This window comes from Metabacillus halosaccharovorans (assembly GCF_002019635.1).
Lineage (GTDB): Bacteria > Bacillota > Bacilli > Bacillales > Bacillaceae > Metabacillus > Metabacillus halosaccharovorans.
This window is the reverse complement of sequence record NZ_KV917372.1, coordinates 622,370-648,003: the sequence shown is the minus strand read 5'-3', so window position 1 is coordinate 648,003 and position 25,634 is coordinate 622,370. Positions and strand designations below refer to the sequence as shown.

The 25,634-nt window shown below is 35.2% G+C and carries 26 protein-coding genes; 21 read left to right on the top strand and 5 right to left on the bottom strand.

The features are described from left to right. The first annotated feature begins 10 nt into the window (after window positions 1–10). From BK577_RS17445 to BK577_RS17405, 9 genes are all read left to right on the top strand, one after another. The gene (locus BK577_RS17445) at window positions 11–880 is read left to right on the top strand and encodes a carbohydrate ABC transporter permease (protein ID WP_026561665.1); all 870 of its coding nucleotides are present in this window, start codon (window positions 11–13) and stop codon (window positions 878–880) included. Between the two features lie 159 nt (window positions 881–1,039). Continuing rightward, window positions 1,040–2,668, top strand: a complete 1,629-nt coding sequence (locus BK577_RS17440) for an ABC transporter substrate-binding protein (protein WP_078434134.1) — start codon at window positions 1,040–1,042, stop codon at window positions 2,666–2,668. A gap of 74 nt (window positions 2,669–2,742) precedes the next feature. Beyond that, window positions 2,743–3,456, top strand: a complete 714-nt coding sequence (locus tag BK577_RS17435; protein WP_078434133.1) for a DUF624 domain-containing protein — start codon at window positions 2,743–2,745, stop codon at window positions 3,454–3,456. A gap of 36 nt (window positions 3,457–3,492) precedes the next feature. Further along, window positions 3,493–4,287 carry a Nif3-like dinuclear metal center hexameric protein gene (locus BK577_RS17430; RefSeq protein WP_078434132.1) on the top strand — a complete coding sequence of 265 codons (795 nt, stop codon included), beginning with the start codon at window positions 3,493–3,495 and terminating at the stop codon, window positions 4,285–4,287. Between the two features lie 93 nt (window positions 4,288–4,380). After that, a complete protein-coding gene (gene uxuA / locus BK577_RS17425; RefSeq protein WP_078434131.1) occupies window positions 4,381–5,487 on the top strand; it encodes a mannonate dehydratase in 1,107 nt (368 codons plus the stop codon). Between the two features lie 61 nt (window positions 5,488–5,548). Further along, the gene (locus BK577_RS17420) at window positions 5,549–6,223 is read left to right on the top strand and encodes a GntR family transcriptional regulator (RefSeq protein WP_078434130.1); all 675 of its coding nucleotides are present in this window, start codon (window positions 5,549–5,551) and stop codon (window positions 6,221–6,223) included. 85 nt (window positions 6,224–6,308) lie between these two features. Then, window positions 6,309–9,737, top strand: coding sequence for a glycoside hydrolase family 2 TIM barrel-domain containing protein (locus BK577_RS17415; RefSeq protein WP_078434129.1), 3,429 nt, complete (start codon window positions 6,309–6,311; stop codon window positions 9,735–9,737). Between the two features lie 223 nt (window positions 9,738–9,960). After that, complete coding sequence (locus BK577_RS17410; RefSeq protein WP_078434128.1) at window positions 9,961–11,379, top strand: PAS domain S-box protein; 1,419 nt, start codon at window positions 9,961–9,963, stop codon at window positions 11,377–11,379. 28 nt (window positions 11,380–11,407) lie between these two features. After that, complete coding sequence (locus BK577_RS17405; RefSeq protein ID WP_078434127.1) at window positions 11,408–11,626, top strand: hypothetical protein; 219 nt, start codon at window positions 11,408–11,410, stop codon at window positions 11,624–11,626. Between the two features lie 274 nt (window positions 11,627–11,900). On the opposite strand, the gene BK577_RS17400 is transcribed toward BK577_RS17405, so the two are convergent. Beyond that, window positions 11,901–12,293: an Hsp20/alpha crystallin family protein gene (locus BK577_RS17400; protein ID WP_078434126.1), complete on the bottom strand. Its 393-nt coding sequence runs from the start codon at window positions 12,291–12,293 to the stop codon at window positions 11,901–11,903. Between the two features lie 151 nt (window positions 12,294–12,444). Beyond that, a complete protein-coding gene (locus BK577_RS17395) occupies window positions 12,445–12,591 on the bottom strand; it encodes a small acid-soluble spore protein P (RefSeq protein WP_078434125.1) in 147 nt (48 codons plus the stop codon). Between the two features lie 131 nt (window positions 12,592–12,722). On the opposite strand from BK577_RS17395, the gene BK577_RS17390 reads away from it, so the two are divergent. Then, on the top strand, window positions 12,723–12,983 hold the full coding sequence (locus tag BK577_RS17390) for a hypothetical protein (protein WP_078434124.1): 261 nt from the start codon (window positions 12,723–12,725) through the stop codon (window positions 12,981–12,983). A 116-nt stretch (window positions 12,984–13,099) separates the two neighbouring features. Here BK577_RS17390 and sspO read toward each other — a convergent pair whose 3' ends face one another. Further along, window positions 13,100–13,249 carry a small acid-soluble spore protein O gene (sspO, locus tag BK577_RS17385; RefSeq protein WP_026561654.1) on the bottom strand — a complete coding sequence of 50 codons (150 nt, stop codon included), beginning with the start codon at window positions 13,247–13,249 and terminating at the stop codon, window positions 13,100–13,102. A gap of 313 nt (window positions 13,250–13,562) precedes the next feature. Here sspO and acnA point away from each other — a divergent pair, with 313 nt between their 5' ends. The 8 genes from acnA (at window position 13,563) to BK577_RS17345 (ending at window position 19,183) form a co-directional block, all read left to right on the top strand. Further along, window positions 13,563–16,289 (top strand): aconitate hydratase AcnA, encoded by a 2,727-nt coding sequence (acnA, locus tag BK577_RS17380; protein ID WP_078434123.1) that lies wholly within the window; start codon window positions 13,563–13,565, stop codon window positions 16,287–16,289. A gap of 225 nt (window positions 16,290–16,514) precedes the next feature. Further along, window positions 16,515–16,925, top strand: a complete 411-nt coding sequence (locus tag BK577_RS17375) for a hypothetical protein (protein WP_078434122.1) — start codon at window positions 16,515–16,517, stop codon at window positions 16,923–16,925. Window positions 16,926–16,936: 11 nt separating this feature from the next. Continuing rightward, a complete protein-coding gene (locus BK577_RS17370) occupies window positions 16,937–17,446 on the top strand; it encodes a TlpA family protein disulfide reductase (protein ID WP_078434121.1) in 510 nt (169 codons plus the stop codon). Between the two features lie 121 nt (window positions 17,447–17,567). After that, window positions 17,568–17,699 carry an FbpB family small basic protein gene (locus BK577_RS17365; RefSeq protein WP_078434120.1) on the top strand — a complete coding sequence of 44 codons (132 nt, stop codon included), beginning with the start codon at window positions 17,568–17,570 and terminating at the stop codon, window positions 17,697–17,699. Window positions 17,700–17,768: 69 nt separating this feature from the next. Continuing rightward, window positions 17,769–17,912 (top strand): acid-soluble spore protein N, encoded by a 144-nt coding sequence (locus BK577_RS17360; protein WP_078434119.1) that lies wholly within the window; start codon window positions 17,769–17,771, stop codon window positions 17,910–17,912. 122 nt (window positions 17,913–18,034) lie between these two features. Beyond that, window positions 18,035–18,280, top strand: coding sequence for a small acid-soluble spore protein Tlp (gene tlp, locus BK577_RS17355; protein WP_078434118.1), 246 nt, complete (start codon window positions 18,035–18,037; stop codon window positions 18,278–18,280). A 177-nt stretch (window positions 18,281–18,457) separates the two neighbouring features. Further along, window positions 18,458–18,874, top strand: coding sequence for an acyl-CoA thioesterase (locus tag BK577_RS17350; protein WP_078434117.1), 417 nt, complete (start codon window positions 18,458–18,460; stop codon window positions 18,872–18,874). After that, window positions 18,875–19,183: a hypothetical protein gene (locus BK577_RS17345; RefSeq protein WP_078434116.1), complete on the top strand. Its 309-nt coding sequence runs from the start codon at window positions 18,875–18,877 to the stop codon at window positions 19,181–19,183. Between the two features lie 86 nt (window positions 19,184–19,269). On the opposite strand, the gene BK577_RS17340 is transcribed toward BK577_RS17345, so the two are convergent. Both BK577_RS17340 and plsY read right to left on the bottom strand, forming a co-directional pair. Beyond that, the gene (locus BK577_RS17340; RefSeq protein WP_078434115.1) at window positions 19,270–19,557 is read right to left on the bottom strand and encodes a HesB/YadR/YfhF family protein; all 288 of its coding nucleotides are present in this window, start codon (window positions 19,555–19,557) and stop codon (window positions 19,270–19,272) included. A 140-nt stretch (window positions 19,558–19,697) separates the two neighbouring features. Further along, window positions 19,698–20,282 carry a glycerol-3-phosphate 1-O-acyltransferase PlsY gene (plsY, locus tag BK577_RS17335; RefSeq protein ID WP_078434114.1) on the bottom strand — a complete coding sequence of 195 codons (585 nt, stop codon included), beginning with the start codon at window positions 20,280–20,282 and terminating at the stop codon, window positions 19,698–19,700. A gap of 238 nt (window positions 20,283–20,520) precedes the next feature. Here plsY and BK577_RS17330 point away from each other — a divergent pair, with 238 nt between their 5' ends. The 3 genes from BK577_RS17330 to parC all read left to right on the top strand — a co-directional run bounded on the left by BK577_RS17330 (window position 20,521) and on the right by parC (window position 25,611). After that, entirely contained in the window at window positions 20,521–20,934 is a 414-nt protein-coding gene (locus BK577_RS17330; RefSeq protein ID WP_078434113.1) for a CoA-binding protein, read from the top strand. Window positions 20,935–21,201: 267 nt separating this feature from the next. Further along, entirely contained in the window at window positions 21,202–23,169 is a 1,968-nt protein-coding gene (parE, locus tag BK577_RS17325; protein ID WP_078434112.1) for a DNA topoisomerase IV subunit B, read from the top strand. Window positions 23,170–23,172: 3 nt separating this feature from the next. Next, entirely contained in the window at window positions 23,173–25,611 is a 2,439-nt protein-coding gene (parC, locus tag BK577_RS17320; RefSeq protein WP_078434111.1) for a DNA topoisomerase IV subunit A, read from the top strand. Window positions 25,612–25,634 lie beyond the last annotated feature (23 nt).

Here is a 25,634-nt window from a genome sequence, read left to right as displayed (position 1 = left end):
GGTTGATAAAATGAAAGAGTCAAAACAATATAAAATATTTAAAGTTTTCAATGTATCAATTTTAATCATCATCGTTTTTTGTACACTTTACCCTTTTTTAAATGTAATCGCTCAATCATTTAGTAGTGAGGCCTATATCAATGCAGGGAAAGTTACTCTTTTCCCTAGAGGATTTAATATAGACACTTACAAGACAATTGCACAAGATAGTATGTTTTGGATCAATTATAAAAATACAGTTGTATATACAGTTGTAGGAACAGCGATTTCTATGTTCCTTACAACAATCTTTGCCTATGCATTATCAAAGAAACGTTTAGTAGGTAGAAAGTTTTTAACATTTTTCGCCGTATTTACCATGTTTTTTAATGGTGGGTTAGTACCTAACTATGTGTTAATTAATAGTTTAGGATTTGGTAACTCAATTTGGGCCATCGTCATTCCAGGTGCGATCAGTGTTTATAACATGTTAATTATGAAGTCATTTTTTGAAAATATGCCAGAAGAATTGGAGGAAGCGGCTTCTATCGATGGATTAAATACGTATGGAATTTTATTGAAAATTGTTCTGCCCCTCAGTAAGGCAGTTATTGCAACAATGATTTTGTTTTATGCAGTAGGACATTGGAACTCTTGGTTTCCAGCATTCTTATACTTAGATCAAAAAGAGTTATTCCCTGTTACGATGTATTTGAGAAATATGATAGCAGGTGTGACTGGAGCAACATCTGCCGGTGCCTCTTCTGCTGATAATTTAACTCAAATATCGGCAAACATTAAATCCGTTACGATGGTCTTAACAATTTTACCGATCTTAACAATCTATCCATTTGTACAAAAATACTTTGTATCGGGAGTAATGCTCGGATCTGTTAAGTAAAATACAAAAGCGTTTAATAAAAGCTTCATTGTTTACTTAGTAGCAATGAGACTCTCATTAAGAGAAGGGATTATCTTTCTTTTAATGAGCGTCTTATCGCCTAAGTAGATAAAAACGCTTATGTTAAATCGACAAAACCAAAAAAAGGGAGGAAAAGAAATGGGGAAAGGTCTAAAAGGGTTAAAGTCGACATTTAGTGTATTGGCTTTGTCAGCACTTGTTGTTGCTGGGTGTTCAAACAATGAAACATCAAGTTCAGAGGAGAAGAACGTAAATCAAAAAGGAGCGATGGAATCATACAATGTAGGTGATACTTTTAAATCTAGTGAAGAATTTGATCTTTCAATTCTCTACATGGATCAACCTACATATCCATACAAGGAAGACTGGCTGTTATGGGATCATATTAAAGAAACAACGAATGTAACATTAAAACCAACAATTGTTCCTTTAAGTGATTATCCTCAAAAACGTAGTCTTTTAATTAGTTCTGGTGATGCACCGTTAATAATTCCAAAAACTTATCCAGGTGAAGAAGCACCATTTGTTGCTTCTGGCGCAGCATTACCTATAAGTGATTACATGGACAAAATGCCTCACTTTAAGGAAAAAGTGGAGAAATGGCAACTTGAAGATGAATTAAAAGGACTTCGTCAGAAGGATGGAAAATTCTACGTTTTACCTGGTTTACATGAAGCTGTTTGGCCAGATTATACATTAATTGTAAGAACAGATATTTTCGAAAAGCATAATATTGCGATTCCAAAAACATGGGATGAATTGTATACAGCAATGAAACAATTAAAGGAATTATATCCTGATGTTACACCTTTTTCTGATCGATTTACTTTCAATAGTACACTAAATATTGCCGCAGTTAACTTCGGCACAAAAGCCGGATGGGGTTTTGGAAATGGTTTAACATATGACGAATCTAAGGATGAATTCGTACCAACAGCAACAACAGATGAGTATAAAGAATTGCTAACCTATTTTAATAAATTAGTTGAAGAAGGTCTATTGGATAAAGAAAGCTTTACTCAAGAAGATGATCAGGCTGTTCAGAAGTTTGTTACAGGCAAGTCATTTATCATTAATGGAAACTCACAAACAGTTGTTCAACATCGAACTGATATGGACAAAACGTTAGGTGAAGGAAATTATTCTATTGCGAAAATAACTGTTCCTGGTGGACCTGCTGGAGATTTAATGGGCGGTTCAAGATTAGAAAATGGGGTAATGATTTCTTCTAAAGCTAAAGAAAGCGAATACTTTGACGCGATCCTTCAATTCATTGATTGGTTATATTATAGTGATGAAGGTCAGGAGTTTACTAAATGGGGAGTTGAAGGCACGACATTTACAAAGGCTGAAGATGGAACTAGAACTCTGGTTGAAGAGGTTAATTATAATGGCTTAAACCCTGCTGGAACGAAAGACTTACGTATCGATTATGGTTTCTCAGGAGGAGTATTTGCTTATGGTGGAACAACTGACCTTCTTCGATCTATGATGAGTGAAGAGGAGATCAAGTTCCAAGAGGATATGGCAAATAGAAAAACAACCGTTCCTGCAGAGCCACCAATTCCTTACACAGTTGAAGATAGAGAACAAGTAACATTATTAAGCACGCCATTAAAAGATTTTACTGATCAAAATACATTGAAATTTATCTTAGGTGAACGTGATTTAAGTGAATTCGATGCATTTGTAAAAGAATTAGAGGGTCAAGGCTTGCAACAATACGTAGATCTAGCAAATAAAACGTATAAAGACGCTAATAAATAATCTAATAAAGAGGTTAACTAAACGTGACTCATATCACGTTTAGTTAACCTCTACTAAAAAGCAGGTGAACAATAATGGATGAAAAGAATCAATTTGGTCAAGGGATTTTATATACATTTACTAACTATGTTTATGCTTTTCTATTAACAAATATTTATTTTGTCTTAACTAATGGACTGTTTATTTTTTTCTTTATGACATTAGAACCTTCATTTTCAAACATTCTCCTGTACTTTTTAGCTCTAATCCCCACAGGTCCAGCTGTAGCAGCTTTATACTATTCTATGGAAAAACTTGTGAGAACGAAAGAGCTTTCTCCAACACATGACTTTTTCTACGGATTTAAAAAGAATATAAAAGATATTTTATCCATCTGGTTCCCAATTCTTTTGGTTTACTTTATTTTAATCGTTGATTTACAGTATCTTCGCCAAACACCAACAGAATTAAATCAAATTTTATCGATAGTGATTTTCGTTCTGATCGTCTTATGGACTATGTTGATATTAAATGCTGTTGCAATAAGTTCGCGCTTTAAATTTAGAATGAGAGATATATGGAAGCTATCTGTTTATTACAGTTTTATGAAGGTGAAAAACACAGTGGGAAATATGTTGATCCTGTTTATCCTAGCATTTATTACGACAATTACAACTGACTTTTTAATTCTTTTTGTATCAAGCATTGTCTTTTATCTCTTGGCCCTTAATACAAAGGAAATGCTTTTAGATATTGAAACTAACTTTCTGAAAACGAGTTCAAAACATACAGATCAACAACTGGAGTAGTTTATAAAATGATAACAATAATGCGAGGGGAACATGATGGGAATAAAAGTAACAGATGTTGTGAAACAATTAGAGTCTCCAGTTGAGAATATGGAATCAACAGTAGACTCGCTCCTATTTGGAAATGGTGATGATGAGGTAAATGGAATACTTATAACATTTGTCGCATCACATTTTGCTATTAAACATGCCAAAAAAATAGGTGCAAACATGATAATAACACATGAAGGAATATTTTACAGTCATAATCAAAACGATAAAGTCTTAAAAAATAATGGAGTATATGCTGAAAAGCTTGAACTAATTAAAAACTCAGGAATCGCTATTTACCGATTTCATGACTATATTCACAAATACACGCCTGATCTAATAACAGAAGGGCTTATTCAGAGATTAGAGTGGGACGGCTATTTAGAGAGACATAATCACACATCATCTATTCTGGCTATCCCACCTATGTCAGGTGAAAAAATCGTTGCGTATGTGAAAGAAAAACTTTCTATTCCTTTTGTTCGAGTTGTAGGAGATTTGAGCCTTGAATGCGCTAGGATAGGACTTACAGTTGGTTTTCGAGGAGGTGGAGAAACAGCCATCCCATTATTCGAAAAAGAAAACGTGGACTTGATTATCACTGGAGAAGGTCAGGAGTGGGAAACACCGGAATATATACGTGACGCAGGAGTTCAAGGTAAGAAAAAGCTCTTAATCATGATTGGTCATGCTGCCAGCGAAGAACCCGGGATGGAATACTTAGCGGAAAAACTCAAGTCCTATTTTCCAGCGATACAAATAACATTTCTATCTAATGAAAATTTGATTCATGCTAAATAATAAATTTCAAACGTAAAATAACTAAACTACCATACTAGTATGAATAGTATACATATAAATTCGATTTAGTAAGTATATAAGGAGGCAGAAAAAATGAAAATGACGTTTCGTTGGTTTGGGAGTCAAGATGATAGTGTTACCCTTGATCAAATAAAACAGATTCCGGGAATGGATGGCATCGTCGGGGGACTGCATGATATAGCCGCTGGAGAGGTGTGGCCGTTGGATAGAATTTTCGATTTAAAGAAAGAGATAAATGCAAAAGGCTTAAACCTTGATATAATTGAGAGTGTAAATGTACATGAAGATATTAAACTGGGATTACCAACACGTGATCATTATATAGAAAATTATCAACAAACAATTCGTCATTTAGCACAAGCTGGAATAAAAGTCATTTGTTATAACTTTATGCCTGTCTTTGATTGGATTAGATCTGATCTGGCTAAGGTGTTACCTGATGGATCAACAGTACTTGCTTATGAAAAGGAAAAGATTGAACGTGTAGATCATGAAGTTTTAATAAAAAATGTTGAAAACTCTGCAAATGGCTTTTCACTACCAGGTTGGGAGCCTGAAAGAATTAAAAAAATTAAGAGAGCATTTGAATTATATAAAGATGTAACAGAAGAAGATTTATTTGAACACCTGCAATACTTTTTAAAGAAAGTAATTCCTGTGGCTGAGGAACATGATATAAAAATGGCCATTCATCCTGATGATCCTCCATGGTCAATTTTTGGATTACCAAGAATCGTGACGAAGTTTCAGAATTTAAAGAGGATTGTCAATCTTGTGGATAGTCCTTCGAACGGTTTAACATTATGTTCTGGTTCACTTGGAGTAAATCCTGATAATGATATTCCCGCGATCATGCGGTATTTTTCAAGCATAAACAGGATACCGTTTGCTCATATACGAAATGTGAAAATCGAAGAAAACGGAGATTTCACTGAAAGCTCCCATCGAAGCTCTGACGGATCCTTAGATATTTATGAAATTGTTAAAGCTTTACATGAGACAAACTTTAAAGGATATGTGAGACCAGATCATGGAAGGATGATTTGGGGAGAACAAGCTCGACCGGGATACGGCTTATACGATCGTGCACTAGGTATAATGTATCTGCTTGGCATTTGGGACAGCTTAGAAAAAGTCAAAGCACAAAAGAATAAAAAACGTGGGACGTTAAATTTATAAGGTAAGAACTTCTTAATAGATTAATAGAAAACTGTTACATTAGATGATTGGAGAGTATCAAATGTATATAGACCATAAACCGAGATCTTCAACAAGCAATCAAGTGTATGAAGAACTAAAATCACAAATACTAAATTTACAACTCGCACCAGGTACAAGTATTTCAGAGAAGGAGATGTCTGAAAAATTCAATGTAAGTCGTACTCCGGTTCGGGAAAGTTTTTTACGCCTTTCGAGAGAGGGGCTATTAAACGTATTTCCTCAAAGAGGAACGTTTGTCTCTTTAATCGACTTAAATTTAGTGGAAGAAGCAAGATTTATGAGGGAGCATTTGGAAAGAGCGGTCATTCGATTAGCTTGTGAAACATTTCCTCAAGATAAACTAATTACATTAGAAATGAATCTCAGCATGCAAAAAGTTTGTATTGAACAGCAGGATTACCGAAAAATGTTTGAACTGGATGAGGAATATCATAAGACCATTTTTATGGGGTGTCAAAAGTATAATATATGGTCAGTTATTCAACAAATGAATGTTCACTTTAATCGAAGCAGAATGCTCAGGTTAGCGACTGACTTTAACTGGTATACCATTTACTTGCAACATAAAGAAATTTTTGAAGGAATAAAAGAGAAAAACCCTGATAAAGCGGAGAAGTTGATGCAAGAGCATTTAATGCTGGCGGTTATTGATAAGGAATATTTAAAACGATCATATCCGAATTATTTTAAATAGCTTTTTACTATTATGTAACATGATAACCTTTACAATTTTCGTCAGTTTTACTTGTTACGAATAATATAGAAAGTGAGTTTACAATATGAATAAAAAGGAACTTTTTAATAATGGATGGGAGTTTGCAAAAACCAGTCTAGACAGTTCTCAAGATCCATCTTCATTAAGCTTTGAATCAATTGATATTCCTCATGATTGGTTAATTTATAATACCTTAAATTTGTATGAAAACAGTATTGGATGGTACCGGAAAACATTCAAGGTAAAGAAAGAGGATCAACAAGTTCTTTTAGCCTTTGATGGAGTCTATATGGATTCATCTCTTTATGTAAATAATCAGTATGTAGGTGAATGGAAATACGGTTATTCTTCTTTCGAACATGAAATTACAGAAGTATTAATAGATGGTGAAAATGAAATTTTAGTTAAAGTTGTTCATCAAAGTCCAAACAGTCGGTGGTACTCAGGAGCCGGTATATATCGAAATGTATGGTTAAAGATAAGAAACAAAAACCATATTGTGACAGATGGAATCTATATATCTACTAAAAAGAAAGAACATAGCTGGCAAATAGAAGTGGACACTGAAATCAACCATGATCATGATGTTGTTATTTCACATGTTCTTCTTGACGAAGATCATATTATTGCCATCACTAAAGAAGAGATAAGTACAGATTCTTCAACTTCGATTAACCAACAAGTTTTAGAAGTTGAAAATCCAGTACTCTGGGACACAGATACTCCCCATCTTTATGAACTAAAAACGCAGTTGCTTTTGGTTAATAGAAGTAAAGGTAGTTATCAAGAAATTGAGACAATTACACAAAAAATTGGTTTTAGAGAAATTAATTTAGATCCAAGCAACGGGTTACATCTTAATGGAAAAAAGATGAAATTAAACGGAGTATGTGAACACCATGATTTAGGAGCACTAGGAGCTGCTTTTCACAAAACAGCTTTAAAAAGAAGACTCGATATTCTGAAAGAAATGGGTGTTAATGCCATCCGTACAGCACACAATATGCCTGCAAAAGAATTGATGGAATTAGCAGATGAAATGGGTTTTCTTGTTGTGACGGAAGCTTTTGATATGTGGGAGCGGCCAAAAACTCCCTATGATTATGCCAGATTCTTTAAGGAATGGGCATATCATGATGTGAAAAGCTGGGTAATGAGAGACAGAAATCATCCAAGCTTACTAATGTGGAGTATTGGAAATGAGATTTATGATACTCATGCGGATGAAAGAGGTCAGGAAATTACTAAATTGTTAATGCAGTATGTAAAAGAATTTGATCCGAAGGAAAATGCAAGCGTTACGATTGGATCGAATTATATGCCTTGGGAAAATGCCCAAAAATGTGCAGATATCGTGAAGGTAGCAGGCTATAATTATGCTGAAAAATACTATCAAAAACATTACGAAGAACATCCTGATTGGGTGATCTATGGCAGTGAAACGGCATCCGTTGTGCAGAGCAGGGGAATCTATCATTTCCCTTTTGAAAAATCAATTCTCGCAGATGATGATGAGCAATGTTCAGCACTTGGAAATAGTTCAACAAGTTGGGGAGCTAGGTCCGCTGAAGCTTGTATTCTGGCAGAAAGGGATACACCATTTTCACTCGGACAATTTATATGGACAGGTTTCGATTATATAGGAGAACCTACACCATATCACACCAAAAACTCGTATTTCGGTCAGATTGACACAGCTACTTTTAAGAAAGACTCGTATTATATCTACCAATCAGCATGGACGAATTATAAAACAGCACCTATGGTACATATTTTTCCATATTGGAATTTTAATAAAGGTCAATTGGTTGATATTCGTGTTTGTTCCAATGCACCGAAAATTGAATTACAACTTAATGGACGTAAGATTGGTACACACGATATTGACCATGAAAAAGGTGAGAACCTTGTCGGGTGGTGGAAGATTCCTTACGAAGAAGGCGAATTAAAAGCTATTGCCTATGATGAAACAGGGAAAGAAATTGCTATGGATGTACGAAGGTCGTTTGGAGATGCAAAGTACATTTCCCTGCAGCCTGATAAGGAAAACGTAATAGCAAACGGGACAGATCTACTTTTTGTAGAAATCACATTGGATGATGAACATGGTAATCCTGTTGAAGACGCGTCAAATCGTGTGGATGTACACGTTTCTGGTGCTGGTAGATTAGTTGGATTGGATAATGGTGATAGTACAGATTATGATCAGTATAAAGGAATTAGCAGGAGATTATTTAGTGGTAAATTAATGGCCATAATTGCGTCGACATTAGAAGCAGGTAAGATTATGATCGAAGTTTCCTCAAACGGATTAGATACTCAATCAATTGAGATTGAGTCAATCTCAATTCAAAATGGATCTTTACAAGGTGTTGCAGCAAATGTAAAAAATCAAGAAATGCCAATTGTCTTGGGAAACAACGATGAAATACCTGTACGAAAAATCGAGATAATCAGTGAGTCAGGTCAGTTATTTAATGAAAATATGACTGAAATGGAAGTATATGCAAATATTTATCCTCTTAACGCAACATATCAAGATGTTGAATGGAGCGTTGTAAATGAATCAGGTATTAAATCAAATATTGCAAAAGTTACAGGTAATGGAAGGAAAGCGTTAGTTACCGCTTTAGGAGATGGAGAATTTCGGATTCGATGTACAAGTAAAAATGGCAGCGGTAAGATCAGGCTCATTTCCCAATTGGAATTTAAGACAGAGGGACTTGGGAAGGCATATAAAGACCCTTATGAATTTATTTCTGCAGGACTGTATGATTATAGCAAAGGTGAAGTAACAAATGGAAACGAGCGGGGGGTGGCAACCAGCAGGGATGCAGAAACACAGGTTGGATTTTGGGAAATTGATTTTGGCTCTTACGGCTCTGATACGATAACAATTCCTATCTTTGCTTTATCAAGTGAACAATACCCGCTCCAAATTTGGGAAGGTATGCCAGATGAAGAAGGCAGTCAATTACTTGCAGATGTTATTTATCAAAAACCTTCAAAATGGAATGTTTATCAAGAGGAAACATATCAATTATCCAAGCGCCTTCATGGTATTTCATCAATATGCTTTGTGCTCAACCAAAAGGTGCACATAAAAGGTTTTATATTTGAAAAAAAGAACAAAGCGACTGAAAAAATTATGGCAACTGAATGTGATCATATATATGGCGATACTTTTACGATGAAAGAAAACAGTGTAGAAGGTATTGGAAACAATGTATCTCTTGAGTTTGATGATATGCTTTTTACCGGTGAAGGAGCAGCAAAATTGACCATCTACGGTCGATCCCATCATGATAAAAACACAATTCAAGTTTCTTTTGCAGGTGAAGAAGGGGAAACGAAACAAATCATCGAATTCACAAAATCCGAAAAGTTTGAACAAAAGGTCTTCGATTTAGAAAAGATTTCAGGTAAACAAAAAGTGACATTTATATTTTTGCCGGGGTGTCATTTTGATTTTGGTTGGTTTCGGTTTGATTAATAATTAATGTTTTTATAAAAAGTTGACAATCTATAGAAGATGTCAACTTTTTTTGTTTATTTGCAATAAGCCTCATTCACATCATCTTTCCTATTAGCCATTAGGAGAATAGTTCAGTTTTGGGATATCATACAAAATACATGGTTATTCTATCAGAAAATTGATATAGTAGTTTCAGTGGAAATAAATTTACAATTAATAGTAAGTGAAGGTCGGATGTAATATGAGATTAAAATCGTCAATTTTAGAAAAAGTTTTTTTTCAATCTAGAATTCCGCAAATGATATTTGAATACAATTTCAAAGATAATGTGGCAAATGAAGCCTTTTTTGAATTTATTGGATATTCGAAAGAAGAATGGGATGAAGTAACCTTAAGAGAAATATCTCATCCGGAAGATTATCAACTTGATATGCAGTTATATCATGAAGTTTTTATCGGAAAACGTCCATCCTATCAGATGGAAAAACGATATTTTCACAAATCTGGTGAAATTATTTGGGGATCGTTAAACGTTACCTCGATTGAAGATCCAGATGCTCAAAAAAAATATTTTTTAGCTCAAATATACGATATAACGGAACAAAAAAATCTGGAAAGGGTACTAACGGATAATGAACAGAAGTATAGGTTGTTAGCTGATAACTCTTCAGATATTATCAATTTGTATTTACCAGATGGAAGATTTTTGTACAGTTCACCATCGATTACCCAAATTCTGGGATATGATACTGATGAACTAACAGGAGATGTTCCATATCAATATATTCATCCGGAAGATATTTCCTATGTTCAAAAGAAGCATATGTCCTTACTGGAAAATCATCATCCTATTCTTATCACTTATCGATTTAAACATAAAAATGATACATATATTTGGGTGGAATCAAGTATTCGTTCTATAGCAGATGAAAAAACTGGGGAAATTACCGGCTTGATATCTATATCTCGTGATATTACAAGTCGATTAGAGAAGGACAAGCTGTTACAAAAGTCTGAAAAATTAGCAGTTGTTGGACAACTTGCCGCTGCTGTGGCACATGAAATTCGAAACCCGTTAACATCAATAAAAGGCTTTATCCAGTTATTTTCTCAAACGAAAGAATGTAATGAAGAGTATATGAAAATTGTTCGAGACGAATTGAATCGAGTAGAGGAAATCATTTCGGAGTTTCTAACGATGGCTAGACCTCAGCAAGAAAAAAACGAAACACTCAATATAGATGAATTGATCAATCAAGTCATCACTCTTTTAAATACACAAGCCATTTTAGTTAATAAAGAAATAAAGTATGAAAATGTAGCAGCTAACCCACTTGTTAGAGGTGACAAAAATCAGCTTAAGCAGGTATTTTATCAAATCATTCAAAATGGTTTAGATGCACTCGAAGAAAAAGGAACGGTTTATATAAACTTGTCTGCTAACGATGGCATCATCAAAGTCAAAGTGAAAGATAATGGACGTGGAATTCCAAATGAACGCCTAAAAAACATTGGTGAACCTTATTATTCAATCAAAGAAAAAGGAACAGGCTTTGGCCTGATGACTAGTTTTCAAATTATTGAAAATCATCAGGGAAGAATCGAAATCGATTCAATTGTTGGTCAAGGAACCGTCGTATCTGTTACACTTCCAATGTGATGAAGTTAAAAATCAGAGGTGAAATGCAATGTATTACGTCGTTTTAGACCTGGGTTGTTCTGAATGTGGAGAAAGCTCAAATATTCTTGGGATCTTCACATCTTATGAAAAAGCTAAAAATGCTAGAGATGAGTATATAATAGTAAATAAACTTGATGAATATTCAGACCATGAATTCTTTATTTACAAAATTGATTCTTTAGACAAAGTGTATCAAAATAGTTATGAACATTTAATTGAAGAATGAAACAAATACACCTTTTTCACATATATTTATTGAAAAAGGGGAATTTCCTGATGATAAAATATTATTGCTCCAAATGTATGTTATTACATGATCAAGAGCAGCCGTGTATGAAATGCGGAAATTCAGATCTTAAACATATATCAATAAGTGTCCAAAATCAGGAGGAAAGACAAATCGAGGGAAATGATACATGAAAGAATTTGATAAGAAGGCTCTCCTTTAATTATGGAGAGTCTTTTATACGTTTAGTCAATAATGGAATCGGTTACTATTTCTATCCGTTAATGATGATAAATGGAGACGGAGGACTGGAAGGAATGGATTTTGATATTCTAATTTCTAAGATACCATTAGTGAAGGACGCAGTTATTTTTTTCCTTTCAATTGAAAAAGGAAGGACAACCGTTCTTTTTTTCTCATGTTTTTCTTGATTGCCCTCTAAGACGGTGATATAGAGATGTTCCCTATTCACGGTTATGTTGATCATTTCAGTTGAAATAGCTTCCCCAATTTCTGCTTCCACAATAAAATCTTCACCTGTTTCAAATAAATCAAGTCGAAACGTTTGTTCATCTAGTAAACTAGTAAATGGATCTGTAAAAAACTGAGACATCCATTCCTCAATACCATGAATGTCCATAGGATTTGAACATTTTTTTTTGTTCATATTAATTGACCCCCAACGACTTTTCTCTAATAAAACTAGATCCCTTTAACATTTACAATATTCAAAAAATCTGATATTGGTGAAGACTTAACCGCCAATTGAAGAAAATGTGAATGAAAAAAGAGAATGGATTTTCCATTCTCTTTCTTCTCTACATATCATGACCCTGATTGTTCTTTTGACGAGTGTGATTTGCATTTTTCACTTTTTTTGAACCATCCAAAGGTTCCGGTTGACCAGGATTGTTCCCTTTAGGTGCATTTTTACGCATATCTTTACTTGTATTTTTGTTGGTCATTTTCATCCCTCCTACATATTAGGATGAGTCAAAAATGAAAAAACATGCGATGTGAAGAATGAATAAAATTTTTAATAAATGCACATCCTAATATATGGTTTTTAATAGATAATGAAAGGAAAGTGATGATAATGCCTTATAATAAAAATAACCAGCAATCATTCCAAGCAGCTCAACAAGGAGCAACACAAGCCTTTGATGCTTATGATAATATTGTTAAAGATCGTGCAGATTACGGGCATCAATTGAAACACCTTACAGAAGAAGTGAACGAAGCATATCAACAAATTAATAATGCCTTGGAAAATGCGTCTGAAACACAGAGGGAACGGTTAGAGCAATATCAACGTGACCTTGAACAAATTGTCCGCGATGTTAATCAGTCAGAATAACTAAGTAAAACGACGGGATGCCGTCGTTTTTTGTCATCGTCTAGGAAATTATAAAATGCGTCTTATTTGCCCGAGGCTGATCATGGCGCTTGCGCTTTTGTTCTGTTAAAGAATAATTATTGGTTTTTTTTGCGTTTCTTATTGTTTTGCTTCTGAGCAGCTGTTAGTGGTTCATTCTGTAACTCTTCATTATATCCTGTACCAATACCCTGTGCACTTGCATCATTCATACCCATTCTTACGTGGTTTGCTTTACGTTTAGCCATTTATGCATCACCTCCCACCTTAAAAATTAGCTTGTCTCAATTCATAGGAAACAATCCAAAAGAGATGAATTCTAAATATATGAAAAAATTTAGAAAAAAATGAAAAGTTTTTTCTCCTTTTTAGTTCAAAATTTGGTATAGTAGAAAAGTAAAACTAGTACGCTTTCATAAGGAAACCTTATACATATCAATAACATCATTGTTATTTACTTATGTTACTAGTTGTATTAAGATTAAATTGTGAAAAATATTAAAAATGGGGTAACATCCTTCGACACATGTCGATCCTTGATCTTTTTAAGGGGGAGAATTTATGACTAATCAAGTGACTACGAAACAAGATGCTTTCCAAGCTCGTAAAAACTTTACGGTAAATGGAAAGAAGTACAACTACTATTCATTACAAGCGCTAGAAGATGCGGGAATTGGTAACGTTTCACGTCTGCCTTATTCTGTGAAAGTTCTTTTAGAATCTGTTCTGCGCCAAGTAGATGGCAGAGTTATTACAAAAGAACATGTTGAAAACCTAGCAAAGTGGGGAACAAACGATTTAAAAGAAATTGATGTTCCTTTTAAACCATCACGTGTAATTTTACAAGATTTCACAGGTGTTCCAGCTGTTGTTGACTTAGCGTCTTTACGTAAAGCAATGGCAGATATGGGGGGAGATCCTGATAAAATTAACCCGGAAATTCCAGTTGACCTGGTTATTGACCACTCTGTACAGGTTGATAGAGCTGGAACTCCTGATGCACTTCAATTCAATATGGATCTTGAATTTGAACGTAATGCCGAGCGTTACAAATTTTTAAGCTGGGCAAAAAAATCATTTGATAACTATCGTGCTGTACCACCGGCAACCGGTATTGTTCACCAAGTAAACTTGGAGTACTTGGCAAATGTTGTTCATGCAGTACAAAACGAAGATGGTGAATTTGAGGCTTTCCCGGATTCATTAGTTGGTACTGATTCTCATACAACAATGATCAATGGTATTGGTGTTCTTGGATGGGGTGTTGGCGGTATCGAGGCGGAAGCTGGAATGCTAGGACAACCATCTTATTTCCCTGTACCTGAAGTTATCGGGGTTAAATTAACAGGTGAGCTACCGAATGGAACGACTGCTACTGACTTAGCATTAAAAGTAACTCAAGTATTACGTCAACAAGGTGTTGTTGGTAAATTCGTTGAGTTCTTCGGTCCTGGAGTAGCACAACTACCACTTGCAGATCGTGCGACTATCGCAAACATGGCGCCTGAATATGGAGCAACTTGCGGTTTCTTCCCAGTTGATGAAGAAGCTCTTAATTACATGCGCTTAACAGGTCGTAATGAAGAGCAAATTCAAGTGGTTGGAGAATATTGTAAAGAGAATGGATTATTCTTCACACCTGATAATGAAGATCCAATCTTCACAAAAGTTGTTGAAATCGATCTTACTGAAATTGAAGCAAACCTATCTGGTCCAAAGCGTCCACAGGATTTAATTCCGCTTTCAATGATGAAGGATAAATTCCATGAACATTTAGTTGCTCCAGCTGGAAACCAAGGCTTTGGTTTAGAAGCGACTGAAATTAACAAAGAAATCACTGTTAAATTCAAAAACGGTGATGAAACGAACATGAAGACTGGTGCAATTGCTATTGCGGCAATCACTAGTTGTACTAATACATCTAACCCGTACGTATTAGTAGCTGCAGGTCTTGTTGCGAAAAAAGCAACAGAACTAGGCTTGGAAGTACCAAAATACGTAAAAACATCTTTAGCTCCAGGATCTAAGGTTGTTACTGGATACCTTGAAAACTCAGGCTTACTTCCACACCTTGAGCAACTTGGTTTCAACCTTGTAGGGTATGGCTGTACAACTTGTATCGGTAACTCAGGTCCTCTTGCAGATGAAATCGAAGAAGCAGTAGCTGCTAACGATTTATTAGTAACATCTGTATTATCTGGTAACCGTAACTTTGAAGGTCGTATTCATCCGCTTGTAAAGGGTAACTACCTGGCTTCACCGCCACTAGTTGTTGCTTATGCATTAGCAGGTACTGTTGATATTGATTTACAAAGTGATTCACTAGGTAAGGACAAAGATGGCAAAGATGTATTCTTCAAAGACATCTGGCCAACTACAAATGAAATTAATGAAGTTGTCAACAAAACAGTAACTCCTGAGCTATTCAGAAAAGAGTATGAGCAAGTATTTGATGATAATGCTCGTTGGAATGAAATTGAAACAACTGATGAAGCATTATATGTATGGGACGAGTCATCAACATACATTCAAAACCCTCCATTCTTTGAAGGCTTAGAAGCAGAACCGGGTAAAGTAGAAACATTAAAAGACTTACGAGTTGTTGCTAAATTCGGTGATTCTGTTACAACTGACCATATTTCACCTGCAGGTTCAATTGGTAAAGATACGCCTGCTGGACGTTATCTGCAAGAAAACGGGGTAACACCAAGAGAGTTTAACTCTTATGGTTCTCGTCGTGGTAACCACGAAGTTATGATGAGAGGTACGTTTGCAAACATCCGTATCAAAAACCAAATAGCTCCAGGCACAGAAGGTGGTTATACAACTTACTGGCCAACTGGTGAAGTTAAATCAATCTATGATGCGTGCATGGATTACAAACAAGATGGAACTGGTCTTGTTGTATTAGCTGGTAATGATTACGGAATGGGAAGCTCACGTGACTGGGCTGCAAAAGGTACAAACCTTCTTGGAATTAAAACAGTTATCGCTCAAAGCTTCGAGCGTATTCACCGTAGTAACCTTGTATTAATGGGTGTACTTCCTCTTCAATTTAAAGACGGAGACAGTGCAGAAACACTAGGTTTAACTGGTAAGGAAACAATTGAAGTTGAGATCGATGAAACAGTAAAACCACGTGATTTCGTGAACGTTACAGCTACTGATGAAGCTGGAAACAAAACAACATTTGAAGTTTTAGTTCGTTTCGATAGTGAAGTTGAAATTGACTACTATCGTCACGGCGGAATCCTTCAAATGGTATTGCGTGATAAATTAAAAGCATAATATAAGTAAAAAGGGAACGGGTTGGATCGTTCCCTTTTTTGTTGTGTCTTCAGATGACGAATTTCCTTCTCAATTGACTTCATGTTATTGAAAAAAGACGTCTCTTATTCACATTATGTCTAAAATGAGAATTCTAATGCGTTTCCATTGTCCTTTTAATAAAACCATGCTTAAATGAGAGATGAAGTACTATTAAGTATTACACTTGAAAGGACCTTTTTTTGTATGTACGATGCCATTCAACTTGGACCATTTACAATCCAATATATCCTGCTGATTTACTTATGTTCAATCATAGCCACATATTTTATTTTAGATGCTTTTATTTCTGATTCAATTGTAAAGACTTTTTATAAGCGAGAATATTTTACTTTTTGGTTTATTCTTTTTATTACATATAAATTCAGTATTGTTTTATTTGAACCACAGCTTTTATTAACAACCCGATGGTTATTCTTTACAGGTGGTCAAGATGGATTTTACCTTGGACTTTTAGCAGGTGTCCTGTTTTTAATGTGGAAATTGCGAAAAGAAAGTATAAAGCTTAAGGAATTTATCAAATCGTTATTTATAATCATTGTGAGTTTCACGGTAGTATTTCAATTAATCAGGTTTGTTGTGTTGTCTTTTCTTTAGGAGGTAAATAAATGAAAAAGGTTTTGGCAATTTCTATTTTAGTTTTTCTGATAGGATATGCGATTTATTTTGCAATCAATCCAAATTCTCCAAAAATAGGTGTGTCTGAGGGCAGTGCTGCACCTGATTTTGAATTAGACACTCTTAGTGGAGACAGCATGAGTTTATCAAGTTTAAAAGGGAAAAAGGTAATAATCAATTTTTGGGCTACATGGTGTCCGCCATGTCGGTCTGAGATGCCTGATATGCAAAAAATTCAGGATGAACATAATGGTGATGTAGTTGTTTTAGCTGTAAACCTTACCAATTCTGAAAGCAATATAGATACAGTAGATAAATTTGTGAGTGAACTAGGGTTGACTTTCCCTGTCTTATTAGATCAAAAGGGACAAATCAATAATCAGTTCGAAGTGCTTTCATACCCAACATCTTATTTTGTAGATGAAGAAGGAGTTATTCAAACAAAATTTGTTGGAGCATTAACGTATGATCAAATGAATGAATTTCTTAATAATCTTTAAACCGGGCCAATATAGGTTCGGTTTTTAATTTTTCCAATAGATTAAATTTCAATAAATAATTGATTAAAATGTCAGAAAATTGGGTATCCTTTTATTAAATATGTCGGAGGTGAAAGGCAACATGAGAAAGACGAGAAAAAAGTCATTTGAAGAGTTAGTAAAGGAAAATAAGCAACAATTATTACAGGATCGGGAAGCACTTGATTTATTGGAGGAACGTTGGGAGCAACGTATTCTAAAAAGGTTGGATTAATATTAACAGGCTTTTCTAGTTATTGTTTCTCTCCCGCAGGGTATTCTATTTGTTGAGGAGGCGATAACAATGGCAAATCATAATAATCAACAGAATCACTTTACTCCAAGTCATATAGGGACAAAATCACGCGGTTTCGGTAATAATAAAGGGAATCAAATGCAGGATACATCGGGAAAACATGCTCAAGTGATTCAAACAAAAGGCGAGTAATTTCAGGAAACTCAATTCTTACTATTAATATAAAAACGTGTTTAAAATCTTCTTCAAACATGCAGACTAACATTGTTTCATGAGTTTTAGGTGACAATCCACAATGAGGGGAAGGATACACGATGACAAAACAAACTAAACCAAATCCTGATGATCGTTCTGATAACGTAGAAAAGCTTCAGAGCATGGTACAAAACACAATAGAAAATATTGAAGAAGCGCAGGATTCAATGGCATTTGCTAATTCTGAAGAGCGTGAACGCATTGAAGCTAAAAACCTTCGCCGGGAAGAAAGTATCAATGCAATGCGCAATGAAATTAAGGATGAAGCACAAGCGCGCGAAAATAACTATCGTTATGATCAATAGATAAACCGGGCTTTTACAGCCTGGTTTATTTTTTATACCTTCTTAAGGAACTTACGAACTACGCTTACCATTTAGCCTCACCAATCTGGTAGTTTTCTTTAGCACCCAAAAAAAACTTATGTTATCATTGTTTGAAGTATTGATAATAGGATTACGGAAACAAGGAGAGAAGAAAGAATGCATATATCTAAAGCAGAGATTGAAGTTCGATATGCCGAAACAGATCAAATGGGTGTTGTATACCATGCAAATTACTTAGTGTGGATGGAAGTTGGCAGAACAAAACTTATACAAGATCTGGGGTTTTCTTATGCTGGAATGGAAGAGCAAGGGATAATATCACCAGTTATTGACCTGGAAATTTCTTATAAAAAGCCAATGCGTTACGGTGAAACAGCTACAATCAACACCTGGATTGAGGAATATAACGGGATAAAAAGTGTGTATGGATATGAAATCTTTTCACCAAGCGGTGACCTTGCTGTTCAAGCAAAATCTAGTCATGTTTGTGTGAACAAAGAAACATTTAGACCTGTTAAATTCAAAAAGATGTTCCCGGAGTGGCACGAAGCTTATGAGAAGGCGAAAAAATAAATGGCATTTGGCATTTCCCGAAAGGAATTACATAGTTGGAAACAAGAAATTGATCATGGAAATATCGCGTTTTTAACTCATTTTTGGTTAGATGACCGGTTTCCTAATAGTCATTGTGTAACGAAAGTTGGCTGCAAGGATATTGACAAATTAGCCCAATGGGGATCTCGATACGGATTAAAGAGAGAATGGATTCACCATTATAAACAATATCCTCACTTCGATTTAATGGGGAACATACAAATGTCTATATTAAAAGAATACGGTTTAGAAGACCATATTGAACGATTTAAAATACAAAAAACATAACAAGGGGGGGGGAATTTCATTAGTATATAGAACGTGTGAAATTTCCCCACTTGTTACTTTATAAAAATTCTTTCAAATACACTGAATTAATGATATTGAAATACAGGTTCTTCAGCATCTTCATCTAAATCAACATGTAAATCATGTTGATCGAAATACCATAAATCACGGTTTTCAACAAAAAACGTAATTCCTTTACTTTCTACACTGGATCCTATTTCTTCAGGATTTTGCTTCACAACTCCAAGTGAAAATCCTTTTTGTACATTACTACATCCACCATATCTAACAAAAAACTGAACAGTGTCACCCTCTTCAAGTTGTAATTCATTTATATACCAATCTGCTGCTTTGTTATCAATGGTAATTTTCAAATCCTAACACTCCTTATGTTTTATAAACTTATCTTAATTATAATATAGATGTGTTGTTAGGGCTAATGATGAACATTGCGAAAATAAAAAAGAAGATGTAGTAAAACAGAAATAGTATCCTGTTTACTTTATCTTCTTTATTAAAGCCACTTTACTTTCGGCTCTGTCTTATCGATAATTCGTTTAATATTTGCACGATGGCGATAGACAACAAATGAAGTTAACAACGTTATCACAATGATAAGTGGAATATCTTTTGTAAATAAGCTGTAAATGATTCCATAAACTCCTGCGAGCATAGATGAAAGTGAAACATATTTTGAGATATAAAGAACAATAAAAAAGAAGGCTAACATCGTTATAAATAATAACGGTACATAACATAAAAGTACACCGCCAGATGTAGCAACTGCTTTTCCACCTCTAAATTTCGCGAAAATTGGATATGTGTGGCCAACAACGGCAAAGATCCCAACTAATAAAGGATGCAAGTGGTCTAAACCGAATAATAAAGGTAAAGCAGCAGCAAGTGTTCCTTTTAATATATCAGCTCCTGTGACAAGTAAACCTGCTTTTATTCCTAATGTTCGAAAAGTATTCGTTCCACCTAAATTCCCGCTCCCATGTTCACGTATGTCAATCCCATACCCTAGTTTGCCTACTATAAGGCCGGATGGAATGGAACCTAATAAATAAGCTAATATAAAAATAATGGCTTCAATCATATATGTACTCCTTTGCATATTCTTTTTATATTCTATCATGATAATTGATAAAAACACTACGAGAGAATAAAAAAAGATAAAAACACTCATGTTATAAGTAATATTCAAACGTCGTATATAGTATAAGAGTTAAGTTTCAATTCCATACAAAGGAAGCAAAACTCCTTGTTGTCGAAGGCAAAATCATTGTTTGCCAAGTTTCTATATTGTTATGATAGAGGAAAAGGAGATGGAAAAAATGTCGATTGAAAATCCAACTAGAGAAGAAATTTGCCAAATTTTAAAGGATAGTAAAACGATAGCAGTTGTCGGTTTGTCTAATAATCCAGAGCGTACATCATACATGGTAAGTAAAGCGATGCAGAATGCAGGATATGAGATTATTCCTGTAAATCCTACTGTAGATGAAGTATTAGGTCAAAAGGCAGTAGCTTCATTAACTGATATAAAAGGTCATGTTGATATCGTCAATGTGTTTCGCCGCTCAGAACATTTGTTGGAAGTTGCTCAGGAATTTTTGAAAATTGATGCAGATGTATACTGGGCACAGCTCGGGTTAGAAAACGAAGAAGCCTATCAATTGCTGAAAGACAATCATAAAACCGTTATCATGAATCGTTGTATTAAGGTTGAGCATGCTATGACAAAGTAATTTATTTGTTCTTTTTTGAAGAAAATCCTTGTAAAAACAAGGATTTTTATTTTATTATGCGAATAATGTTTCCTAAAACCAAATTACCATATACAATAAAGCATGGATATGAGGTAAGTGGTAAGATAATAATGTTAGAAAACTTTTACTTGATTTTCTCTTCATTTGTGGGGGTTGTCGATCTGCAAATTATTGTATAAAATACTAAAACATGCGTTCTATTGTGAAAAAGATTTAATTGTTTGTCACTGAAAGGGGTTTAGTCGCTTGGGAAAGAAGCAACAGTTTGAATATAATGATGATGCGATTCAGGTCCTCGAAGGTCTTGAGGCTGTAAGAAAACGACCTGGTATGTACATTGGTAGTACAGATAGCCGGGGCTTGCATCATCTCGTTTACGAAATCGTTGATAACTCTGTGGACGAGGCTTTAGCAGGACATGGAGATCATATAATAGTCAAAATACATAAAGATAACAGTATTTCTGTTCAAGATAAGGGTAGAGGTATGCCGATTGGTATGCACAAACTAGGAAAACCAACACCTGAAGTCATCTTAACGGTTCTTCATGCAGGCGGAAAGTTCGGGCAAGGTGGATATAAAACAAGTGGCGGTTTACATGGAGTAGGGGCATCAGTAGTTAATGCCCTCTCAGAATGGCTTGTTGTAACTATTCAACGCGATGGTTTTATTTATGAACAACGCTTTGAAAACGGCGGGAAGCCTGTGACAACTTTAGAGAAAAAAGGAAAAACCAACAAAACAGGTACAAAAATTCATTTTAAACCTGATCCAACTATGTTTAGTACGACAACTTATAACTTTGAAACATTAAGTGAACGTCTTCGCGAATCTGCTTTTCTTTTGAAAGGGTTTAAAATTGAATTAATTGATGAGCGACATGATCAATCAGAGGTATACCATTACGAGACAGGAATTGAAGCATTTGTCACTTACTTAAATGAAGAAAAAGATGCCCTACACCCGGTGGTTTCATTTGAAGGTGAGCAAAATGGCATTGAAGTTGATTTTGCTTTTCAATTCAACGATGGGTACTCAGAAAATATTTTATCATTCGTTAATAATGTTCGGACAAAAGATGGCGGAACCCATGAAGCAGGTTCTAAAACAGCGATGACAAGAGCCTTTAATGAATATGCAAGAAAAACAGGATTACTAAAAGAGAAAGATAAAAATTTAGAGGGTTCTGATATTCGTGAAGGTTTATCAGCGATTGTATCTGTAAGAATTCCTGAAGAGCTCTTACAATTTGAAGGTCAGACGAAAGGTAAGCTTGGGACAAGTGAAGCAAGATCAGCAGTTGATGCCATTGTTTCTGAAAACCTTTCTTACTTTTTAGAAGAAAATCCTGACGCAGGTACACTTCTTGTAAAAAAAGCGATTAAAGCGTTTCAAGCTAGAGAGGCTGCCAGAAAAGCACGTGAGGAAGCACGGAGCGGCAAAAAGCGAAAACGTTCTGAAACGACATTGAGCGGTAAACTTACACCTGCCCAATCACGTAATCCATTAAAAAATGAACTATATCTTGTTGAGGGTGATTCTGCAGGAGGTTCTGCAAAACAAGGTAGGGACAGAAGGTTCCAAGCAGTACTTCCTTTAAGAGGGAAAGTTATCAATACAGAAAAAGCTAAATTAGCAGATATTTTTAAGAATGAAGAAATTAATACAATTATTCATGCAATTGGAGCAGGTGTTGGAGCAGAGTTTACTTTAGAAGATATAAATTATGATAAAGTCATTATTATGACTGATGCAGATACAGATGGTGCTCATATTCAAGTACTGTTATTAACATTCTTCTATCGCTATATGAAACCGCTAATTGAAAATGGAAAAGTATTTATTGCTCTGCCGCCTTTATACAAGGTAAGTAAAGGTTCAGGCAAAAAGGAAGTTATTGAGTACGCATGGTCTGATGATGAGCTAAGTGATGCCATCTCTAAGGTAGGAAAAGGTTATATGATTCAACGTTATAAAGGTCTTGGTGAAATGAATGCAGATCAGCTTTGGGAAACAACAATGAACCCGGAATCAAGAACGCTTATTCGTGTCAAAATTGATGATGCAGCTCGTGCTGAAAGGCGTGTCACAACACTTATGGGTGATAAAGTTGAACCACGTAGAAAATGGATTGAAAACAATGTAGCATTCGGTCTTGATGAAGAAACAAATATATTAGAAAATGAGCATTTATCGGTCGCAGAGGAGGTATAGGCAATGAGCAATTCAGTAGAAGTATATCGCGATTTACCTCTTGAAGATGTGCTTGGTGACCGTTTTGGACGTTATAGTAAGTACATTATTCAAGATCGTGCATTACCAGATGCGCGTGATGGATTAAAGCCTGTACAACGAAGAATTTTATATGCAATGCATGTTGACGGGAATACAAATGATAAGAACTACCGTAAATCAGCAAAAACAGTTGGGAATGTTATTGGTAATTACCATCCACATGGTGATTCATCTGTTTATGAAGCCATGGTTCGGATGAGCCAGGACTGGAAAGTCAGAAATTTACAGATCCAAATGCATGGAAATAATGGGAGTATTGATGGTGATCCACCTGCTGCAATGCGTTATACAGAAGCAAGATTATCAGCGATTGCTTCAGAATTGTTACGTGACATAGAAAAGGAAACAGTTGAATTTGTTCCAAACTTTGATGATACAAGCAAGGAACCTTTAGTTCTTCCAGCTATGTTTCCAAATCTATTAGTCAATGGTTCGACGGGAATATCTGCTGGTTATGCAACAGATATCCCCCCACATCATTTAGGTGAAGTAATTGATGCCGTCATCAAACGAATGGATAAACCTGAATGTACAGTTGATGAATTAATGACGGTAATTCAAGGTCCAGATTTTCCAACTGGTGGGATTATTCAAGGTGTTGACGGGATAAAGAAGGCCTATGAAACAGGTAAAGGAAAAATTATTGTTCGTGGTAAAGCGGAAATAGAAGAGATTCGTGGTGGAAAACAGCAAATTACGATTACTGAAATTCCATTTGAAGTGAATAAAGCAAATCTAGTTAAGCGAATCGATGAATTTAGAATTGAACGTAAGGTTGAAGGGATTGCCGAAGTACGTGATGAGACAGATCGTACCGGGTTACGAATTGTCATTGAGTTAAAAAAGGATGGCAATGCGGCTGGAGTTCTAAATTATTTATATAAAAACAGTGATTTGCAAATAACTTATAACTTTAATATGGTCGCAATCCATAATCGCCGTCCAATGTTGATGAGCCTACCTTCTATTCTTGATGCCTATATTGGTCATCAGAAGGAAGTTGTGACAAATCGCTCAAAATATGAGCTGCGCAAAGCACAAGAAAGACAGCATATTGTTGAAGGGCTAATTAAGGCTTTATCTATCTTAGATGAAGTGATTGCGACAATCCGTGCTTCAAAGGATAAAAGAGATGCAAAGGATAATTTAATTAAGAAATATCAATTTTCAGAACCACAAGCAGAAGCAATCGTTTCATTACAGTTGTATCGTTTAACAAATACAGATATAACAGCGTTAAGAAATGAAGCAGAAGAGCTGGCTAAAAAAATTCAAGAATTAATTAATATTCTTAATGATGAGAAAGTCCTTCTTAAAGTCATTAAAAATGATCTAAAAAGAGTGAAGAAAACATACGCTGATGATCGTCGCTCGGTCATTGAAGCAGAAATTGAAGAAATAAAGATAAACCTTGAAGTCATGGTTGCATCTGAAGATGTGATCGTAACTGTTACTAAAGACGGTTATGTAAAACGAACAAGCCAAAGATCTTATGCAGCATCAAATGGGCAGGATTTTGGTATGAAAGAAAAAGATCGTTTACTTTCTAAAATCGACATTAATACAACAGATGTTGTGCTGTTGTTTACAAATAAAGGTAATTACCTGTACTGTCCGGTACATGAACTGCCTGATATACGATGGAAGGACCTTGGACAACATATTGCTAATATTATTCCAATTGAACGCGATGAAGAAATTATCAAGGCGATCCCAGTTAAAAACTTTGAGGAACCATACTTTGTTACATTTGTGACAAAATCAGGTATGGTGAAAAAATCTGAGCTTAGCGTATATAAAGCACAGAGGTATTCTAAACCTCTTGTTGCTGTTAATCTTAAAGGTGATGACATCCTGGTCGATGTTCATCTGACATCAGGCAAGGAAGATCTTTTCTTAGTCACACATCTTGGTTATGGATTATGGTTTGAAGAAGAAGAAGTGAATATCGTTGGACCTCGTGCTGCAGGTGTTAAAGGTATTAACTTAAAGCAGGATGATTATGTTGTAAGCGGAAGTATGTTAAAACGGGATAAGAAGGCATTTTTAGTCATTGCTACGCAAAGAGGAGCAGTGAAAAAAATGTCCATAAATGACTTTGAAAAGTCTTCAAGAGCAAAACGTGGACTTATCATGTTAAGAGAACTTAAAAATAATCCACACCGAATTGTCGGTGCTGCGATTGTTTATCAAAATGAGGAATTTTTCCTTGAATCAGAAAAAGGTGTTATTGAAAGTGTTGATGTCTCTACATTAAGAGCGAATGATCGATATAGTAACGGTTCGTTTGTGATTGATGAACAAGATGCCGGCTCTGTAAAGGAAACATGGATAGAAGTGAAAGAGGAAACAGGTAAATAAAAGTCAAAAGGGCTGATCCATAA

What these genes read in the sequence shown, in the direction of transcription:
- BK577_RS17445 (WP_026561665.1), top strand. Translation starts at nt 11, where the DNA reads ATGAAAGAGTCAAAACAATATAAAATATTTAAAGTTTTCAATGTATCA.
- BK577_RS17440 (WP_078434134.1), top strand. Translation starts at nt 1,040, where the DNA reads ATGGGGAAAGGTCTAAAAGGGTTAAAGTCGACATTTAGTGTATTGGCT.
- BK577_RS17435 (WP_078434133.1), top strand. Translation starts at nt 2,743, where the DNA reads ATGGATGAAAAGAATCAATTTGGTCAAGGGATTTTATATACATTTACT.
- BK577_RS17430 (WP_078434132.1), top strand. Translation starts at nt 3,493, where the DNA reads ATGGGAATAAAAGTAACAGATGTTGTGAAACAATTAGAGTCTCCAGTT.
- uxuA (WP_078434131.1), top strand. Translation starts at nt 4,381, where the DNA reads ATGAAAATGACGTTTCGTTGGTTTGGGAGTCAAGATGATAGTGTTACC.
- BK577_RS17420 (WP_078434130.1), top strand. Translation starts at nt 5,549, where the DNA reads ATGTATATAGACCATAAACCGAGATCTTCAACAAGCAATCAAGTGTAT.
- BK577_RS17415 (WP_078434129.1), top strand. Translation starts at nt 6,309, where the DNA reads ATGAATAAAAAGGAACTTTTTAATAATGGATGGGAGTTTGCAAAAACC.
- BK577_RS17410 (WP_078434128.1), top strand. Translation starts at nt 9,961, where the DNA reads ATGAGATTAAAATCGTCAATTTTAGAAAAAGTTTTTTTTCAATCTAGA.
- BK577_RS17405 (WP_078434127.1), top strand. Translation starts at nt 11,408, where the DNA reads ATGTATTACGTCGTTTTAGACCTGGGTTGTTCTGAATGTGGAGAAAGC.
- BK577_RS17400 (WP_078434126.1), bottom strand. Translation starts at nt 12,293, where the DNA reads ATGAACAAAAAAAAATGTTCAAATCCTATGGACATTCATGGTATTGAG.
- BK577_RS17395 (WP_078434125.1), bottom strand. Translation starts at nt 12,591, where the DNA reads ATGACCAACAAAAATACAAGTAAAGATATGCGTAAAAATGCACCTAAA.
- BK577_RS17390 (WP_078434124.1), top strand. Translation starts at nt 12,723, where the DNA reads ATGCCTTATAATAAAAATAACCAGCAATCATTCCAAGCAGCTCAACAA.
- sspO (WP_026561654.1), bottom strand. Translation starts at nt 13,249, where the DNA reads ATGGCTAAACGTAAAGCAAACCACGTAAGAATGGGTATGAATGATGCA.
- acnA (WP_078434123.1), top strand. Translation starts at nt 13,563, where the DNA reads ATGACTAATCAAGTGACTACGAAACAAGATGCTTTCCAAGCTCGTAAA.
- BK577_RS17375 (WP_078434122.1), top strand. Translation starts at nt 16,515, where the DNA reads ATGTACGATGCCATTCAACTTGGACCATTTACAATCCAATATATCCTG.
- BK577_RS17370 (WP_078434121.1), top strand. Translation starts at nt 16,937, where the DNA reads ATGAAAAAGGTTTTGGCAATTTCTATTTTAGTTTTTCTGATAGGATAT.
- BK577_RS17365 (WP_078434120.1), top strand. Translation starts at nt 17,568, where the DNA reads ATGAGAAAGACGAGAAAAAAGTCATTTGAAGAGTTAGTAAAGGAAAAT.
- BK577_RS17360 (WP_078434119.1), top strand. Translation starts at nt 17,769, where the DNA reads ATGGCAAATCATAATAATCAACAGAATCACTTTACTCCAAGTCATATA.
- tlp (WP_078434118.1), top strand. Translation starts at nt 18,035, where the DNA reads ATGACAAAACAAACTAAACCAAATCCTGATGATCGTTCTGATAACGTA.
- BK577_RS17350 (WP_078434117.1), top strand. Translation starts at nt 18,458, where the DNA reads ATGCATATATCTAAAGCAGAGATTGAAGTTCGATATGCCGAAACAGAT.
- BK577_RS17345 (WP_078434116.1), top strand. Translation starts at nt 18,875, where the DNA reads ATGGCATTTGGCATTTCCCGAAAGGAATTACATAGTTGGAAACAAGAA.
- plsY (WP_078434114.1), bottom strand. Translation starts at nt 20,282, where the DNA reads ATGATTGAAGCCATTATTTTTATATTAGCTTATTTATTAGGTTCCATT.
- BK577_RS17330 (WP_078434113.1), top strand. Translation starts at nt 20,521, where the DNA reads ATGTCGATTGAAAATCCAACTAGAGAAGAAATTTGCCAAATTTTAAAG.
- parC (WP_078434111.1), top strand. Translation starts at nt 23,173, where the DNA reads ATGAGCAATTCAGTAGAAGTATATCGCGATTTACCTCTTGAAGATGTG.